At 50.3% G+C, this 17,493-nt stretch carries 12 protein-coding genes; all 12 read right to left on the reverse strand.

The window, feature by feature from the left end; all coding sequences use genetic code 11:
* Positions 1 to 66 precede the first annotated feature (66 nt).
* Entirely contained in the window at positions 67 to 1,020 is a 954-nt protein-coding gene (gene yjiA, locus FFB58_RS15350; RefSeq protein WP_138370338.1) for a GTPase, read from the reverse strand.
* 10 nt (positions 1,021 to 1,030) lie between these two features.
* Positions 1,031 to 1,234 carry a YbdD/YjiX family protein gene (locus tag FFB58_RS15355; RefSeq protein ID WP_032616354.1) on the reverse strand — a complete coding sequence of 68 codons (204 nt, stop codon included), beginning with the start codon at positions 1,232 to 1,234 and terminating at the stop codon, positions 1,031 to 1,033.
* Between the two features lie 102 nt (positions 1,235 to 1,336).
* Positions 1,337 to 3,490, reverse strand: a complete 2,154-nt coding sequence (locus FFB58_RS15360; RefSeq protein ID WP_138370339.1) for a carbon starvation CstA family protein — start codon at positions 3,488 to 3,490, stop codon at positions 1,337 to 1,339.
* 208 nt (positions 3,491 to 3,698) lie between these two features.
* A complete protein-coding gene (locus FFB58_RS15365; protein ID WP_138370340.1) occupies positions 3,699 to 4,595 on the reverse strand; it encodes a WYL domain-containing protein in 897 nt (298 codons plus the stop codon).
* A 204-nt stretch (positions 4,596 to 4,799) separates the two neighbouring features.
* Positions 4,800 to 6,044, reverse strand: coding sequence for a capsular biosynthesis protein (locus FFB58_RS15370; protein WP_039030520.1), 1,245 nt, complete (start codon positions 6,042 to 6,044; stop codon positions 4,800 to 4,802).
* Positions 6,045 to 6,129: 85 nt separating this feature from the next.
* Positions 6,130 to 8,133: a capsular polysaccharide biosynthesis protein gene (locus tag FFB58_RS15375; protein WP_138370341.1), complete on the reverse strand. Its 2,004-nt coding sequence runs from the start codon at positions 8,131 to 8,133 to the stop codon at positions 6,130 to 6,132.
* 46 nt (positions 8,134 to 8,179) lie between these two features.
* Complete coding sequence (gene rfbC / locus FFB58_RS15380; protein WP_039030518.1) at positions 8,180 to 8,728, reverse strand: dTDP-4-dehydrorhamnose 3,5-epimerase; 549 nt, start codon at positions 8,726 to 8,728, stop codon at positions 8,180 to 8,182.
* Positions 8,729 to 8,780: 52 nt separating this feature from the next.
* On the reverse strand, positions 8,781 to 9,653 hold the full coding sequence (gene rfbA, locus FFB58_RS15385) for a glucose-1-phosphate thymidylyltransferase RfbA (protein ID WP_138370342.1): 873 nt from the start codon (positions 9,651 to 9,653) through the stop codon (positions 8,781 to 8,783).
* Positions 9,654 to 9,802: 149 nt separating this feature from the next.
* Positions 9,803 to 10,690, reverse strand: coding sequence for a dTDP-4-dehydrorhamnose reductase (gene rfbD, locus FFB58_RS15390; protein WP_138370343.1), 888 nt, complete (start codon positions 10,688 to 10,690; stop codon positions 9,803 to 9,805).
* Entirely contained in the window at positions 10,690 to 11,775 is a 1,086-nt protein-coding gene (rfbB, locus tag FFB58_RS15395) for a dTDP-glucose 4,6-dehydratase (protein WP_138370344.1), read from the reverse strand. The genes rfbD and rfbB overlap by 1 nt, the downstream gene beginning before the upstream one ends.
* 552 nt (positions 11,776 to 12,327) lie before the next feature.
* Positions 12,328 to 13,635 carry a hypothetical protein gene (locus tag FFB58_RS15400; protein ID WP_205735742.1) on the reverse strand — a complete coding sequence of 436 codons (1,308 nt, stop codon included), beginning with the start codon at positions 13,633 to 13,635 and terminating at the stop codon, positions 12,328 to 12,330.
* Positions 13,636 to 13,716: 81 nt separating this feature from the next.
* Complete coding sequence (locus FFB58_RS15405) at positions 13,717 to 17,478, reverse strand: CDP-glycerol glycerophosphotransferase family protein (RefSeq protein ID WP_138370345.1); 3,762 nt, start codon at positions 17,476 to 17,478, stop codon at positions 13,717 to 13,719.
* Positions 17,479 to 17,493: the final 15 nt, after the last annotated feature.

Genomic DNA, 17,493 nt, shown 5'->3' on the forward strand with positions numbered 1-17,493 from the left:
CGTTAAGCATAAGAAAATTACTGGGGATTCCTCAGCCCCATAGGGGAGAGGGGACAGTCTGTGCGGCTATTTACGCAATCCTGCGAACCCCGCCCGGATCTCATCTTCCGGCAATTCTAAACCGATAAACACCATCACGCTGTGCGGCGCTTCGTCGCCCCACGGGCGGTCCCAGTCGGCGCTGTACAGGCGCTGCACGCCCTGGAACAGCAGGCGGTTCGGTTCGCCGTCGATCCACAGCATCCCTTTGTAGCGCAGGAGTTTGTCGGCAAACGACAGCAGCAGGTTCTCCATTACCCGTGAGACCTCGCTGATATCCACCGGGTAATCCAGCTCGACGACAATCGAGGAGACGTCGTTCTGCTTGTCGGCCATAAAGTGGAAACGCGGTTTAGTGGTGACGTTCTCTTCCAGCATAAAGCCGTTGGTGTTGAACAGCTGTGCCAGGTCGATATCGCCAAAGGTGACGGTATAGATCGGCGCGCGCGAGTTGATGCGCGTCAGGCGTTCGCGGAGTTTATCGCTCTCGCCCGCCACGTCGGTTTTGGTCAGCAGGATGCGGTCGGCGTAGCCCACCTGCGACTGGGCGATGGTGAACTGGTTCATCTGGTCGTCGGCGTGCACCGCGTCGACCAGGGCGATCACACCGTCCAGCAGGTAGCGCTGACAGAGGATCTCGTGGGAGAAAAAGGTCTGGATAATCGGGCCAGGGTCGGCCATGCCAGTGCACTCAATCACCAGACGGTCGAAATCGATCTCACCGCGATCGCGGCTGTCGAGCAGGTCGAGCAGGGCATCTTCAAGTTCGTTGGAACGGGTGCAGCAGATGCAGCCGTTGGTCAGGGTTTTGATCTGGGTTGCGCGATCGCCAATCAACTGGTCGTCCACCGAGACTTCACCGAACTCGTTCTCGATAACCGCGATTTTGAAGCCGTGCTGTTCGTTGAGGATGTGGCGCAGCAGGGTGGTTTTGCCCGCGCCGAGAAAGCCGGTGAGTAGGGTAACTGCAATCGGTGTCATGGTTTCTCCTTTAGCAGCAGCGTACGCCGCCTTCTCCACCTCCGCCGTAGCGCGCTTCCTGACGCTCGCGGAAGAATTCGTTGTAGGTCATGTACGGCTTATCCGGATGGTTGGTCTTCATATGCTCAACGTAGTTGTCATAGTCCGGAATGCCAATCAGCATTTTTGCCGCCTGACCGAGGTATTTTTTTGCTTCGCCTAAGTTACCAAACATAACCCATCCTGATAAGAAAAAGCCCGGCGAGGGGAAATCGCCGGGCGTTGTTTCCCCTCACCCCGGCCCTCTCCCCAAAGGGGAGAGGGGGAAGAGAGAGGATTAATGGTGTGAAGAGGTCTTCACGCCGCCTTCAGGAACCGGGACGTACGGGGTTTCTTTATCGGTACGGCCGTCGGCGTTACGCACCTTCATCCAGGTTTTGATGCCGTAGAAGATGATGCTGTAGACCACCACCAGGAACAGAATGCTCAGACCCGCGTTGGTGTAGTTGTTCACCACGATATGGTTCATGTTGGCAACCTGCTGGGCCGTCAGCTCACCGCCGCCTGCGGCAATCTTCTCTTTGTACTGGTTAGCCATGAAGAAGAAGCCTTCCAGCTGCGGGTTGGTGCTGAACAGTTTCAGACCCAGCGCCCAGGTGGTGCAGAGCAGCAGCCAGAGGGCTGGAACCACGGTCACCCAGATGTATTTGGTGCGCTTCATCTTCACCAGCACCACGGTGCCGAGCACCAGGGCTACCGCCGCCAGCATCTGGTTAGAGATACCGAACAGTGGCCACAGGCTCTTCACGCCGCCCAGCGGGTCGACAACGCCCTGATAAAGCAGATAACCCCACAGGCCAACGCAGCCCGCGGTGCCCAGGATACCCGCCACCAGCGAGTCGGTTTTCTTCAGGAACGGCACGAAGTTACCCAGCAGATCCTGCAGCATAAATCGGCCTGCACGGGTACCGGCATCCAGCGCGGTGAGGATGAACAGCGCCTCGAACAGAATACCGAAGTGGTACCAGAAGCCCATGTCCGCCCATGGCAGCACTTTGTGGAACACGTGAGCGATACCGACCGCCAGGGTTGGCGCGCCACCGGCACGGTTCAGAACCGACGGTTCGCCGATGTCCTTCGCGGTCTGCATGATCTGCTCAGGGGAGATCACAAAGCCCCAGGAGCTGACTGTCGCCGCCGCGTGGGCGCTCGCATCTTTCAGCTGCGCCATGATCAGCGCCGCGTTGTCACCGCCCATCTCATGCAGGTTCGGCATGGTGATGCCCAGGCCTGCTGGTGGAGTGTTCATCGCGAAGTAGAGACCCGGCTCGATGATGGACGCTGCCACCAGCGCCATGATGGCCACGAAGGACTCCATCAGCATTGCGCCGTAACCGATCAGACGGGCGTCGTTTTCATTCGCCAGCAGTTTTGGCGTGGTGCCGGAGGCGATCAGGGCGTGGAAGCCAGAGACCGCACCGCAGGCGATGGTGATAAACAGGAACGGGAACAGCGCGCCTTTCCACAGTGGACCGGTACCGTCAACGTACTGGGTCACCGCAGGCATTTTCAGCTCAGGGTTGATGATCACGATGCCGATCGCCAGCCCGACGATCACGCCGATTTTCAGGAAGGTCGCCAGATAGTCGCGCGGCGCCAGAATCAGCCATACCGGCAGCAGGGCAGAGACAAAGGCATAGCCAACCAGTACGAAGGTGATGGTGGTGTCTTTAAAGGTCAGCGCCGGGCCCCAGTACGGGTCGTGGGCAATCACGCCGCCGAAGTAAATCGACGCCACCAGCAGCACAATCCCGATCACCGACACTTCACCCACGCGGCCTGGACGCAGGAATCGCATGTAGATCCCCATGAACAGCGCAATCGGCACGGTTGAGCAGACGGTGAACACGCCCCACGGGCTTTCCGCCAGCGCTTTCACCACGATCAGCGCCAGCACCGCAAGGATGATGATCATGATCAGGAAGCAGCCGAACAGGGCGATGGTGCCCGGCACGCGGCCCATCTCTTCTTTGATCATCTCACCCAGAGACGCGCCGTTACGGCGAGAAGAGATAAACAGCACCATAAAGTCCTGCACCGCACCCGCCAGCACAACGCCTGCCAGCAGCCACAGGGTACCCGGCAGGTAGCCCATCTGCGCCGCCAGGACCGGGCCGACCAGCGGACCCGCGCCTGCGATGGCCGCAAAGTGGTGACCAAACAGCACGTAGCGGTTGGTTGGCACGTAGTTCAGGCCGTCATTGTTGATGACCGCCGGGGTGGCGCGGGTCGGGTCGAGCTTCATGACCTTCTGCGCGATGTAGAGACTGTAGTAGCGGTACGCCACCAGATAGACCGACACGGAGGCCACGACGATCCACAGGGCGCTGATGTGCTCGCCGCGGCGCAGGGCGACGACGGCCAGACAACAGGCACCGAGGATCCCGAGCAGCAGCCAGGGAACGTGCTTAAGTAATTTTTTGATATCCATAATAAGACCTGGTTTTTTAGATGAAAAAAGCGTCAGGGTTCGCTGTGAGAGATATTGGTTAATGCTGCGGCGATCTTGCCAGAGCCTCGCGCGTGTAAAGGAAGGTAAATCTGTGAGTGGTTATATGGCGGGATGAACGGTCAACAGCGAGGGCGAGTGGTTCAGGCTCGCCGTCGGCAGGGGAAATAGTGTGAAGCGGATCACGATGTCAGGGGGAGCACTCCACCTCAGCCAGATAGGTTTCCAGAGTGGCAACGAACTTCTGCCTCAGCCAGGCCGGTTCCAGCACCTGAATGTTAGGCAGCCAGTAGAAGAGCAGGGGCAGGATCTGGTTTTCATGGGCCGCGTGGCAGCGCAGGGTAATGCCGTGTTTGTCTTCCGCCAGAACCTCCTGGCCGGGCAGCAGATCGCGGCGTTTAAAATAGTGCGCGATGGCGGCGGGAATAAGCACATCCACTTCGAATGTCTCTTCGCTGACCCACGGGTCGGGATTCTTTTCCAGCAATTCGAGGGTGTCGTTATCCGGAGTGAAGGTTTCGCTGCGAATATCCAGCCACTGGATCAGGCTTAAAGAAAACGATTTCAATCTGCCGTTTTCGGTGGCTTGTAAATACCATATATTCTTTTTGTTAATTACTTTATAAGGATTAACCTGTCGGGTCTTTCCTTTATACAGGATCTGGCAAACCTGCTGGCTCTTAATCGCCTTTTCGAAGGCCGCCAGCTGGGCGTGAATATCCCATTTCTCTTTTCGCTCGGCATCGCCACCGAGGATCATAATATGGTTTTCTTCCGCTCTTGCCTCCAGTTTCTCCCAGAAATCGCCCCCCTTTTCAGGGAAATAGTCATCCACATTCAGGAAGTTAGCAATGACGTGATGCAGCCCCTGACCTGCATGACCCTGCGGGGCATGAATAAGCCGGTACTGCCCGTCTCCGGTGTACTCCACAATCGGCGAAAGTGCATTCAGATCGCGATAGACGGTGCGCTCAGTAATATTAAATTTATGCATCAATGCCTGGCGGTTAACCACGCCGTGTAAATGAAGCTCCAGCAGAATATCTACCAACCTTTCAGCCGAGCGACTCCTGGTCGGAATTGTCATATAAGCTTTCCCGTGAACTAAAACATTGCTGTGAATTATGCCGGTGCAGGCTGACAAAATATGTCAGTGCAGGGTTCGGCAAATAAATTTGTCTTAGGTTATAACGGCCAGGTTTGGGATAAACATTAGGGATTTTTACAACGAGGGGATAAAAGCGAGGGGCAGATCGGATCCGCCGGGGTAATTTCCCCGGCGTGCAGCGAATTAGTGTTCGGGTTCGGAATCGGTAAGGGCTTCCGGCAGGGGGAGGGCTGTCGGGACGTTAAGCCAGTCGGACTTGCCGTAAAACACGGCGTTGATCTGCGTGTGATAGAGCAGATGGGTACGAAAACGCTGGAACAGCTGTTTGTCCGGGGCGAAGTTCGCCTGCCAGAACTGGTTCAGCGGCCCCTGCCAGGTTAAGCCGTCGATGTCGTACAGCGCTTTGCCCATTACCTTCAGCGGTTTGTTGTGGATCAGCGCCGACAGCCCGGCGGTGCTGTTAACGGTGATCACCCCCCGGGTGTGGGTCAACAGGGCGGGCAGGGAGAGGTCGTGGATATAGATCACCCGGCCAGCGATGCCGTATTTCTCGCACAGGGTGTTAATCAGCACGCCATAAAAACGGTGACCACGATCCATCGGGTGATGCTTGAACACCAGATGGCGCTCCTTCGGCGCATGGCGGGCAAAGGAGCGGATCACGGTTTCGATATAGTCACGCACGTCTTTATACGGGCTGTGGTGAATAATCTGGCTGTCGTTATAGACCTGCAAAATCGCCAGGTAGTACTCGTTATCCAGCGTCTGGGTGATATGGCTCAGCATGTGGCGCTGCTTCCAGCGGTACCACAGCTTGCGGCGACCGGCACGGAACCAGCAGCGCATCTCATACCACGGGGAAAACGACTTGTGGTGGCGGTAGCCGCGATAGCGATGGCGGCCAAACCAGCCCGCCGCGTAGTAGAGCATGGCGTGGGCGGCGCGGTTAAAGGCGCTCGGCTTCCACGGCGTCGGGGTCGGCAGCTCCGGCAGGGGCTGTTCGCGGTAGTATTTCGCGTCGATGGGCATCGAGGAGAAGGCATTCACGCCGCCTTTTTCGAGGGTGATATAGAACGGACGGAAATACCCCTCCTCAAACGCGAGAAAGTCGATGGATTTACTGCGCGCCCACTTCTTCGCTTCGATATGCATCGGACGGCAATCGCCGAAGCAGACGATGGTATCGAAGGCGTAGTCTTTGTGCAGATCGCGCAGCCAGAAGGCAAAGTTTTTCACCGGGCCGGTGTAGTGCAGCGACGTCTCTTTCGCGGCATACCAGGCATCTCCGGCATTAAAGCAGACCTGCTTCACTTCGCGGTGGCTGTGCTGCAGCCAGGTCGCCAGACGCGCAAAGCAGGGGCCCATCGGTCCTTGTAACAAAAGATATCGGCGGCCATTGAGTAAATGGCGGATAGCTTGCTCTTCCATTTCGTTTCCCAGATCCGTTTGATGAGACAGGTGAGTTAACGGCTTGATGACCGCTTTTCTTTAATTTTCAGGGATAAATAGTTTTCTAACGAAGCGTCTGCGCCAGATAGCTCAGTTTGAGCTGCCAGCGCTGCCAGCGGCTGGCTTTTTGCGATGAGGAGTTACCCTGCACGGCCAGCTGGCGTATTAACTGTTCCGGGCTCATCCACAGCCCGCTCTGCCAGTCGATGTAGCGCGGATAGGCCACCAGCGTCAGATAGACCAGCGCTGCCAGGGGCAAGGTGCGCTGGCGACGCGGGGCAGGGTGCATATCTTCGGTCAGCCCCCAGCCGCTGTAGAACGGCTGGCCCCAGGTGGTGACCTTCACCCCCTGCACCAGGGCTTCGAACCCGCTCAGCGAGGTCATGGTGTGCAGCTCGTCCACGTGGGGATAGAGGCTGGTGAGGCCCAGATCCAGCACCTGGCTGTCGACGCAGCTGACCAGACAGGCGTCCGAGATGGCGCCTGCCCGGTTGCCCGCCACTACGTCCGGGTGCGGTTTAAACAGGATATGCGCCTCCGGTCTTGCGGCGCGTACCGCCCACAGCAGCGCTTCGTTGCTGCGCACGACCGGGCTGCCGGTGAGGATCGAGGCATCGCCATCCACCTGGCCCACCACCAGCACCAGCGAACGTCCGTCCCCCGGTGGGGTAAACGGCTGGACGGTGCCGACGTTGTATTTGCTCACCCCGTGCTGGCGAAGCAGATCCACCAGCGCGGCACCGCGAGTTAACTCCTGGTCGGTGAGCTGATGCTGATTAAGCTGCTGCTCCAGCCCGCTCGGACGGCGGCTGTCGAAGTAGATCCCCACCGGGTCGATGGAGAGCGACGACGGGCGGCACAGGTTCGAGCCCAGCCCCCGGGAGCGGATAAAGCCATCTTCCACCCGGATGGCGCTCTGGAGTTCAGGGTGGCGGCTGCCCCACACCAGCACCTGCTCGTCGGCGGCCAGCTGTTGCGGTAACGCGCGCACAAAGCGCAGCTCTTCGGCCAGCGGCTGGCAGAAGGCGCGCATAAAGGCGCGCTTCCACAGCGAGAAGCCCACCATGTAGAGGCGGCGATACTGTGGCGCAGGACTCTGCTGACCGGCAACGATCTCCAGTACCTGCTCCACTTCGCAGCGCTGGCCCAGCACTGGGTCCAGATAGCGTGGATAGAGGATCAGCGCCGCCGCTACCAGCTGGGGCAGGCTGACCTGCGTCTGGCGACGCGGGCAGGATTTGCTGTCGTGGGTTAATCCCCACCCGGCGTAAAACGGCATGCCGAAGCAGTACACCGCTTTGCCGAGCAGCAGCGCTTCAAAGCCCATCTGGGAGGAGACGGTATAGACCGCCTCTACCTCGTTCAGCAGGGCGTGGGGATGGCAGTGATCGGCCACCACTTCCACGTCATCCAGTTCCAGACGCGCCAGCACGCCGCTCTTTTTACCCAGCCGGGTATCCGGATGGGTACGCAGCAGCAGGCGGGCGCCCGGGTGGTTACGTCGCGCCGCCGCCACCATCTCAACAAAATCGTCTTCGCTCGCCAGCGCGCCGGGGATAGAGAGATCCCCCGCCACCTGGTCGATCAGCAAGACTTTCGGGCGCGCATCGCCGCGCAGACGTGCCGCCAGCGCGTCGGGTAAACCGCTGCCCGCGGCATAGCAGTTGTACTTGGTGATGCCGTGTCGCAGCAGCGCAGAGACGAGAGCCTCAGCGCGGGCCAGCATCTTGTCATCACAGGGCGTGGCGATCAGCTGCTCAAGGCGGCTCGGCTGGCGGGCGTCGTAGTAAATCCCTACAGGATCGGCGATCAGGGAGACGGCTTTGCCCCCGCTGGCGGGATGGCCAATATACCCGATAAAGCCATCTTCCAGCTGCCAGTACGGCAACCCGAGTTCATGGGCTTTTTGTTTGATCTGGCGGGTATTGGCTTTCTGGCCCCAGCCGACCAGGACATCGTCTTGCGCCAGCTCCATGCTGGACTTGAAGGCGTGTAACGGGCGGCCCAGCATCGGCTCGAGCTGCGCTTTTCGGGCCAGGATCCCGGCTGAACCTGTATAGAATTTCATTTGTGCTCTGTCAGAAAACGCCCCGCGTCACTGCGGGGCGTGGGACTCAGAAGTACTCTGCGTCAGGGAAGGATTTGGCAACGCTGTCTTTGGCGGAGGTGAGGATCTCGGTGTCGATTTCAGGCCAGGTAATACCAATGGTCTCATCGTTCCAGCGGATGCCGCGGTCGCTCTCCGGCGCATAGTAATTGGTGGTTTTGTACAGGAACTCGGCGGTGTCGCTCAGGGTCATGAAGCCGTGGGCGAAGCCTTCCGGGATCCACAGCTGACGCTTGTTCTCGCCAGACAGATGCACGCCCACCCACTGACCAAAGGTCGGGGAGCTTTTACGGATATCCACCGCCACGTCGAACACTTCACCGGCCACGCAACGGACCAGTTTGCCCTGCGCATGCGGCGCCAGCTGGTAGTGCAGACCACGCAGTACGCCTTTAGACGATTTGGAGTGGTTGTCCTGCACGAAGTTGACGCTGCGGCCAATGGCGGCTTCGAACTGCTGGTGGTTAAAGCTTTCGAAGAAGAAGCCACGGTCATCACCAAACACTTTTGGCTCAAAGATGAAGACGTCGGGAATTGCGGTCTGAATTACGTTCATGATTACGGCCTGATTCTTAAATGGGGCATGACGCCCCAGGAGTTAATGATGACTACTTGAGCATTTTCAGCAGATATTGCCCGTAAGCATTCTTGGCCAGCGGCGCGGCTAATTTGCGCACCTGATCGGCATCGATAAACTTCAGACGGTAGGCAATCTCTTCAGGACAGGCCACTTTCAGACCCTGACGGGTTTCGATGGTCTGGATGAAGTTGCTGGCCTCAATCAGGCTCTCATGGGTGCCGGTATCAAGCCAGGCATAACCACGACCCATCATGGCGACCGACAAATTACCCTGCTCCAGGTAGATACGGTTCACGTCGGTGATTTCCAGCTCGCCGCGCGGGGACGGTTTCAGGCTTTTGGCAATCTCAACCACGCGGTTGTCGTAGAAGTAGAGCCCGGTTACAGCATAGTTGCTCTTCGGCTCCAGTGGTTTCTCTTCCAGAGAAATGGCGGTGCCTTCGCGGTCGAACTCCACCACGCCGTAACGCTCAGGATCGTGAACGTGATAGGCAAAGACGGTAGCACCTGCGGGTTTCGCCGCAGCGGCTTCCAGCTGTTTCTGCAGGTCGTGACCGTAGAAGATGTTATCGCCCAGCACCAGCGCGCAGTCGTCGTCGCCGATGAACTCTTCGCCGAGGATAAAGGCCTGAGCCAGACCGTCCGGGCTTGGCTGCACTTTGTACTGCAGGTTCAGGCCCCACTGGCTGCCGTCGCCGAGCAGCTGCTCAAAGCGCGGGGTGTCCTGCGGGGTGCTGATGATCAGAATGTCGCGGATACCGGCCAGCATCAGGGTGCTCAGCGGGTAGTAGATCATCGGTTTGTCATAGATTGGCAGCAGCTGCTTGCTCACCGCCATCGTCACCGGATACAGACGAGTGCCTGACCCACCGGCCAGAATAATACCTTTACGCTTGCTCATAATCCTTCAATTCTTCTCTGTTGCTCTGGAGGGCGGCGAAACGCCACCCCTGGCATATGTTTGATTGCTGCAGAGGGAGCTAAAAACGCCGCTCCCCGACAAATGTCCATGTCGATAAAACAAGGCATGCATAGCATACCCTGATGCGTTTACTTGCCAAGGATTTCAGCAAGCATGCGATCGACGCCGATAGTCCAGTCCGGCAGCGTCATCCCGAAGGTGCGCTGGAACTTGCTGGTATCGAGACGGGAGTTATGCGGACGTTTAGCCGGCGTCGGGAACGCGCTGGTCGGCACCGCATTGACCTGAGTCACCGCCAGCTCAACGCCTGCCGCACGCGCGGTAGCGAACACCCGCTGGGCATAGTCGAACCAGGTGGTGGTGCCGGAGGCGATCAGGTGATAAAGACCGGCAACCTCCGGTTTATCCTGCGCGATACGGATCGCATGCGCCGTGCAGTCGGCCAGCAGCTCTGCCCCGGTCGGCGCACCAAACTGATCGTTGATCACCGACATCTCGCTACGCTCTTTACCGAAGCGCAGCATGGTTTTGGCGAAGTTAGCGCCACGGGCAGCATAGACCCAGCTGGTGCGGAACACCAGGTGACGGGAACAGAGGGCCGCAGCCTGCTCCCCCGCCAGCTTGGTTTCGCCGTAGACGTTCAGCGGCGCGGTCTGGTCTGTTTCTACCCAGGGTTTTTCACCGCTGCCGTTGAAGACGTAGTCGGTGGAGTAATGCACCAGCCAGGCGCCCAGCGCTTCGGCTTCTTTGGCGATGGCGGCTACGCTTGTGGCGTTGAGCAGCTCGGCAAAGTCGCGCTCGCTCTCGGCTTTATCCACCGCGGTATGGGCGGCGGCGTTGACGATGACGTCCGGCTTCAGCAGACGCACGGTCTCGGCCACGCCTTCCGGGTTGCTGAAGTCGCCACAGTAATCGGTAGAGTCAAAATCCACCGCAGTAATACGACCCAGCGGCAGCAGGGCGCGCTGCAGCTCCCAGCCCACCTGGCCATTTTTGCCGAACAGCAGAATATGCATCAGTTACGCTCCTGGTAGTTCTTCGCGATCCAGTCCTGATAACTGCCGCTTTTGACGTTGTTGACCCACTGCTGGTTATCCAGGTACCACTGCACGGTTTTGCGGATGCCGGACTCGAAGGTCTCCTGCGGCTGCCAGTTCAGCTCGTGGCTCATTTTGCTGGCATCGATAGCGTAGCGGCGGTCGTGGCCCGGACGGTCAGTCACGTAGGTGATCTGGTCGCGGTAGGAACCGGTCTTCGGCACTATCTCGTCGAGCAGGTCGCAGATGGTGTGGACCACGTCCAGGTTCTGCTTCTCGTTATGGCCGCCGATGTTGTAGGTCTCGCCCACCACGCCGGTAGTCACCACGGTGTACAGGGCACGGGCATGATCTTCCACGTACAGCCAGTCGCGGATCTGATCGCCTTTGCCGTAGATTGGCAGCGCTTTGCCGTCCAGCGCGTTGAGGATCACCAGCGGGATCAGCTTCTCAGGGAAGTGATACGGACCGTAGTTGTTGGAGCAGTTGGTGACGATGGTCGGCAGACCATAGGTACGACGCCACGCGCGCACCAGGTGATCGCTGGAGGCTTTAGACGCGGAGTACGGGCTGCTTGGGGCGTACGGCGTGGTTTCGGTAAAGAGCGGCAGCTCGGTCCCCGCGCTCACTTCATCCGGGTGCGGCAGATCGCCATACACTTCGTCGGTAGAAATGTGGTGGAAACGGAACGCCAGCTTGCGGGCTTCGTCCAGCTCGCTCCAGTAAGCGCGAGCCGCTTCCAGCAGCGTGTAGGTGCCGACGATATTGGTTTCGATAAAATCGGCCGGGCCGGTGATGGAGCGATCCACGTGGCTCTCGGCGGCCAGATGCATGACGGCATCCGGTTGATGGGCAGCAAAGACCCGATCCAGCTCTGCACGATTGCAGATATCCACCTGTTCAAAGGCGTAACGGTCGCTTGCTGCGACCTCGGCCAGCGACTCCAGGTTGCCCGCGTAGGTAAGCTTATCAAGGTTGATCACCGCATCCTGAGTGTCACGGATGATATGGCGAACAACAGCAGAACCGATAAAACCGGCTCCACCGGTTACAAGGATTTTCATAAGCGAGTTTTCTTTTATTTAGATGAAATTGGTATCGGAACTGATTTTAGCTTTCAAGCGTGATGACAGGCAACATATGAGTACAAGGAAGGGACAAAACGCATTATTATAAATTGTTCAACTAATGATTTGCTGTACATTTATGTAGGGAATAAATTCCTCGAGATAGAACGTTTATTTGAATTATGATGTTGAAGGATATAGTAACAGAGGTAAATCCATTAATGAAAATCTGATTACATATAAAGCTCATCTAGCATGAGGAAAAGAGGTTACCCCTGCATCATAAAGGTATATTTTTATCGCCATTTTGATTTATGATTCACTTATGATGTTGACAATCATTTCATACAATGGTGTCAACTCTCAATGTATACATTACTGATTTGATGATTCTTATGAAATAGTGAATTGCGGAGGTTACTTAATGCAAGTTTCTATCTGTAAACAACAGGCCACAATGTGGCCTTTTATATATAAATGCCTAAGCAAAGTTTTTATTTATGCAGCAATGGTTAATATTGGAGTATGAATATTTGCGTATATCTAAGCTTAATCTGTTAGAGCATCATCAAGAACATCATAACTCCAAGAAGAGTTATATTCGTCATAGTTATTGTATATAACATCATTACAAATAAAAAATTCCCCACTGAGTGGATACATATACTCGCGGTAGTTAGTGTATACGTGGAGTCTCATATTGTAACTGCCATCAGGAAGGTGTTTAGTTGCGTTAAAACCATTTTTCCAACTAACTATCAATTTATCATCAAAACTATTATTTAAAGATACACAGTAATTATCACTTGAATTATAAAATTCAATTTCTGCATAGACCTTATTTACATCCAGCGGGTCGGTAAAAGAACCAAGGGTTCGATTGAAAAATATAAGTCCGTTGTCAATTATCCAGTTGGCGCTAATTTCCGGACGTTCAATTGGACCATTATCAGAAATGATCTGTATTATTTTAGAGAATTGTCGTTTAACAAGTTGCATCGCGGAGCCTGAATGAGGCATATCTTTTAACATTGCTACTTTAATTTTTGAAAATAGCCGCATTGGAAGGTTTCTCGATGCGTCATGGTCATTTTCTGCAAATGAGTATGTTACATTCTTATTACTTACACTTGGTAAATATTTGATAAAGTTATATTTCATTCTGGCATCAGTACCAAGACTAAATCTCATTAACTCATTTTGCGATAAATAATTATATAAATCCAACTGGGGGATATCTATGAAAAAATAAGAGTTAGGGAAGCTATCAATATAATCTATGGCAATTGAACCTCCTTTTGAATTCCCATAGAATATTAAATCCTTATCGTTTAAGCCAAATTTTGATTGCAGACCTGAGATTAAACTGTTAACTACAGGCTTAAATAAATTACCCGACGAATCTTTATAAAGATAATTACCATAAACCCCTTCTTTGTCTTGTAAGGCAATAATTAGAGTATGCTTTAATCTAGCTTGTAAAGAAGTTAATGCGCTCAACCTATAATTGACATTGTCAAAGTTACTAACACCAGGGAATGTTACGAGAATTTTCTGTGGTGATATAGTATCGCCAGATAAAGAATAATACAGTGAGACGTTCTCTAAACTATGATTTTTTATATCATACTTTTCATTAAAGGCTAATTGATCAGGATGAAATAGTTTTTCGTCAGAGAGAGAAAGTTCGCAATTATTATTTTCCTTTTCAAGAGTGATGTGAGTTGCATCCTGAACAGGAATATTAGTAAACCACTTTCCAGGCTTACCTGTGACATTTATCCTTATAGAATCAATTATCAATATGTTTTTGTTCAGGCCATTCTCATGAGTAAATTTTAAATGTGCGTATTTCATTATTAACCTTGTAATTGCTGATGGCTTAGTATAACCGTTAGATATAATTATAAAGAGTTATGCTTTCAATTCAGCACGTATTCAAAGGGTGGTATGAAAATACTCTTGTTTACCCATTTTGAGAATCCTCGCCGATTGGAGGTAACTTGAGGACTCCTTATCAATAGCAGGTAGTTTAGCCAAAACAACATGTTGGAAACATTTTTCAGCGATATCATAATCACCATAAGTAAGAGCTAAATGGCCATATAAAAATTGCATAGGAGTAGCGAGTGCATCTGTTTCATAGGTTTGTAAAATAGAATAAGCTTTTTCAGGTTTATTAGAGTAAACCAAAGATTTTATATAAACACTTACTAGTCGAGGGTCAATGTTATCAATAAATAAATCAATAAGTAAACTTGCTCTTTCAATATCTTTGCCAATAATGAGATGATATTTTATTATATGCTGAATTAACAGAGGGCTTACCGAACTTGCGAACTGTTTAATATAGTCAAATTCTTCTATATCTTTAATTTTCTTCTTATCATAATTTGCCACAAAGAAATAATTGGATGCGAATTCGACAATGCCTGTGCGGCCTTGAAGAATTGGATCAGTGCCAATAATCTCTTGTACGCGTTTCCATTTTTTACATTCTCTAAGTGCTCTTAAGTATAATAGCTTATTGAGAATGCTATCTTTAGCTGAGTTTGAAAGTTGATTATAAAGAATAATTAAATCATCATATAATTCGCTGGCATCTAATAAAATAAGCTCAATTAAATCGGCATGGAAAAACTCGAACTCAAAACTAGAATTGTATTTATTTTCTCTGAACAAAGCTAAAGCTTCGATAGGAGTTTCGGAACAAAGTCTGAAAAACAGAGCAACAGTCTTATTGTCTATAGCTACGTTTGCACTATCTTTGCTTATTACATTCTTATATATAGACCCAAACATTGTTAGGAAAAGAGTGTAATCAATCTTTGAAAAACTTGAAAGGCCAGTTTTGGAAATTGTTGTAAATTGATTATGCAATATATCAGAGCAAAGACGTACTTTGATATTTACCTTCTTAAAGGCATCACTTTCTAAATGTGAGTATTGTGTAAGAAGTATTTCTGCTTTATCTATTTCACCTTGCTGCTGCAGACAATCTATATAATTAACTAATGCCTGTTCAAAGTCATACTCACTAATTTCAATAGTTTGTTCTGTGTTAAATAATACTTCATATTTTGATGAGGCAAGCTGCCATAAGCCGAGTTGGAAGGCTTTATTTGCCGAAGTTATCAATCCGTCTTTATAAGACGATTCTGTTGGGAAATCGAGACTTTCAATTTCTTTCAGTACTCTTTCACAACATAATCCATCCCGATATGGGAAGAAACTGTCTACTTTACTGATGTATTCAGGACCTGCGGTACAATCATTCTGAATATTTTTTATAGCATATTCAATGACATTGTTTTCATCATTGTAAACAGGTCCAAAGCCGTGTTCACGATAATCAAAGTAGCCTTTATTATAATGGCCTTTTGTGAAGAAATCCTCTTCATCAAATTGATAATAGCAAACCGGTTTATATAAATAAGCCATTTCAAAAGCAACAGACGAATAATCAGTGATCATCATGCTGGCTTTCAAAAACAGTTCCTGAATGCTACCTGCTGCATGATTCAATATTTCAACATCATCAGGTACGTTAAACTGATCTAAGTACGGCTGAATGTTAGCATGAGGGAAAAATACAATCTTATAACCAGCAAGCTTTGCATACTCTCTAAGTTTTGGGTTGTTAATTATATTCATCCAGGCTTGAGCATACTGACTATTAATAAAATCAGGTAGCAACTCTCTTTCAGTGCCACTTGTTACTCTACCGAGTAAAGATGGGCGCCAGGTTGGCATAATTAGTAGCATTTTTTCAGGTTTGATTGTTGATTTAATCAAAGCATCATGCCGCGGTAACCCTGTTAATTTTACTTCTTTGCTAGTGAATTTATAGGTGCTCAATTCACCACCGATAGATTCATATTCTCCATAAGCTGAGGTAAGGAATATATCGAATCTTTTCCAGTCTGGCTTAAATAGTGAGGATTGATCGTTATGAATGACACCATGCTGTAGGAAAATGAATTTCTTAGAAAGCATTCTTTTGTCTTTGAAATAATCGGTTGCGAATTGTGCTGCGTGTGAACTGATTACTCTTGAACATGACTCTAAAGCCGATTCATGTTCTGGGCTACCAAATGCTAACATTTTGAAGCCTTCATTGCTTAACCGGTCCCAGTCATGAGAGTTACGGTTCAGTACAAAATAAGCATCAATATCTGGACGATTGTTCATAACATAACGATACAAATGCTCTGCATTATCGTCAGCTTGGTTATCCCTATCCATAAAGATCCATACGTTTTCGTATACAGGATCTAATTTGAATTGGGGGAGACTTTGACAATAATTCTTCTTAATGTTAGCGGTTTGAATACTACGGTATAATTTTTTATCTAAACCCCTAACATTGACTTCTTGATGATCGATGAAGCACATCAGTTTAGAGGTTGGGTTATCCGTTTGCAGTGGCAGCCAAATTCGTCTTTCATAAGAAAATGGATGATTAAACAATTTATGGAGAATGGTTTTATCTACAAAAGGTAAAATATTATCTCCGTTTATATTGAAACGCTCATTTTTAGGATTGCTTGTATAATATCTTAATAAGCCAACATCTTTATCATTGTCATATTGAATTATATCGATGTTTTTGTTCGGTAAAATTTCATTCAACCAGTTTGCACAACCATATTTTACAATAGGGGAGTTTGAAAAATTAAATGAATCAATTGTGCTAAGGCCAATAACATTAATCGCTTTTTTTATTTCATTTATGAAATTTTGTTGCTGGTTATTATTGCAATTGTCAAGCAAGGATTGATTGATTAATCCCTTATTTATATATTTAATAATGAAGAATAATAGTGTTTTTCGAGTAAAGGAATTCCACTTTTTGTTTTTAATTATAATTGTTTCAGCAAGATCTACAATGTCAGAAAAACGAGATCCAAATAATTCATGATTTAACCAGTCAGAGCCCTTAAAAGGTTTGGCGATTGTATTCTCATAGGATATATAGCTTGATAATTTTGAAAAACCAATTATTTGATTAGCTTTAAGGTTATTGGTCGCAGACAAAATGACTTCGAGGCCGTTAAAATCTAACCAATTATATGTATCTTTACTCTGAATTATTGTTAAAAAAGCTGAAGTTGGTATGACTGTCCCATATAACGTCTCAGCAACCAATTGTTCAGGTGAACAACCAACCGGAGTAATGCTTTTATACAGTCCTCTTAATGGATGATACTCTTTACCAATTTTGCTGTAAAATTCACCTTTTAGAGGTCGGCTATAAATAATACCAAAGTTTTTAGTTTTATTTGTGTTAATAAATTGATCAATTCTTAGAATGAAATTAATTTCTAAGAAATCATCTGCCCAAACAAAAATTGTATATTTTCCAGTTAATACACCTGCGAGTTCGGTTGGTGATGATAGTTGAGCATCAATGACATTTACGTCATGGGTTTGCGTGATGCTAAGTTGTGACTCGGCTAAACCAAGATTCAAAACGATTAAGTTTATATTAATGTCTAAATTAATTCGTTGTGCTTTGATGGAGTTCAGACATTCATTTATGTTTACAGTGCTTTCATTTCCAACTATTACTATATTATATGATTGCCTACAGTTATATTTTTTCGGGGCTGTAGCCTGAATTTTAAGAATTCTTTTTCGCCACATATCTTTGAAGAATAACTTTGGGTTATTTATCATTTTTTTGATTTTTTTGTTCATGGTTTGTCCAGATTT

The organism is Enterobacter sp. MF024 (genome assembly GCF_005843915.1).
GTDB classification, from domain to species: Bacteria; Pseudomonadota; Gammaproteobacteria; order Enterobacterales; family Enterobacteriaceae; genus Enterobacter; species Enterobacter barmai.

What these genes read in the sequence shown, in the direction of transcription:
- yjiA (WP_138370338.1), bottom strand. Translation starts at nt 1,020, where the DNA reads ATGACACCGATTGCAGTTACCCTACTCACCGGCTTTCTCGGCGCGGGC.
- rfbD (WP_138370343.1), bottom strand. Translation starts at nt 10,690, where the DNA reads ATGCATATTCTGCTGTTCGGCAAAAATGGCCAGGTGGGCTGGGAGCTG.
- FFB58_RS15400 (WP_205735742.1), bottom strand. Translation starts at nt 13,635, where the DNA reads ATGAAATACGCACATTTAAAATTTACTCATGAGAATGGCCTGAACAAA.
- rfbC (WP_039030518.1), bottom strand. Translation starts at nt 8,728, where the DNA reads ATGAACGTAATTCAGACCGCAATTCCCGACGTCTTCATCTTTGAGCCA.
- rfbB (WP_138370344.1), bottom strand. Translation starts at nt 11,775, where the DNA reads ATGAAAATCCTTGTAACCGGTGGAGCCGGTTTTATCGGTTCTGCTGTT.
- rfbA (WP_138370342.1), bottom strand. Translation starts at nt 9,653, where the DNA reads ATGAGCAAGCGTAAAGGTATTATTCTGGCCGGTGGGTCAGGCACTCGT.
- FFB58_RS15365 (WP_138370340.1), bottom strand. Translation starts at nt 4,595, where the DNA reads ATGACAATTCCGACCAGGAGTCGCTCGGCTGAAAGGTTGGTAGATATT.
- FFB58_RS15355 (WP_032616354.1), bottom strand. Translation starts at nt 1,234, where the DNA reads ATGTTTGGTAACTTAGGCGAAGCAAAAAAATACCTCGGTCAGGCGGCA.
- FFB58_RS15370 (WP_039030520.1), bottom strand. Translation starts at nt 6,044, where the DNA reads ATGGAAGAGCAAGCTATCCGCCATTTACTCAATGGCCGCCGATATCTT.
- FFB58_RS15405 (WP_138370345.1), bottom strand. Translation starts at nt 17,478, where the DNA reads ATGAACAAAAAAATCAAAAAAATGATAAATAACCCAAAGTTATTCTTC.
- FFB58_RS15375 (WP_138370341.1), bottom strand. Translation starts at nt 8,133, where the DNA reads ATGAAATTCTATACAGGTTCAGCCGGGATCCTGGCCCGAAAAGCGCAG.
- FFB58_RS15360 (WP_138370339.1), bottom strand. Translation starts at nt 3,490, where the DNA reads ATGGATATCAAAAAATTACTTAAGCACGTTCCCTGGCTGCTGCTCGGG.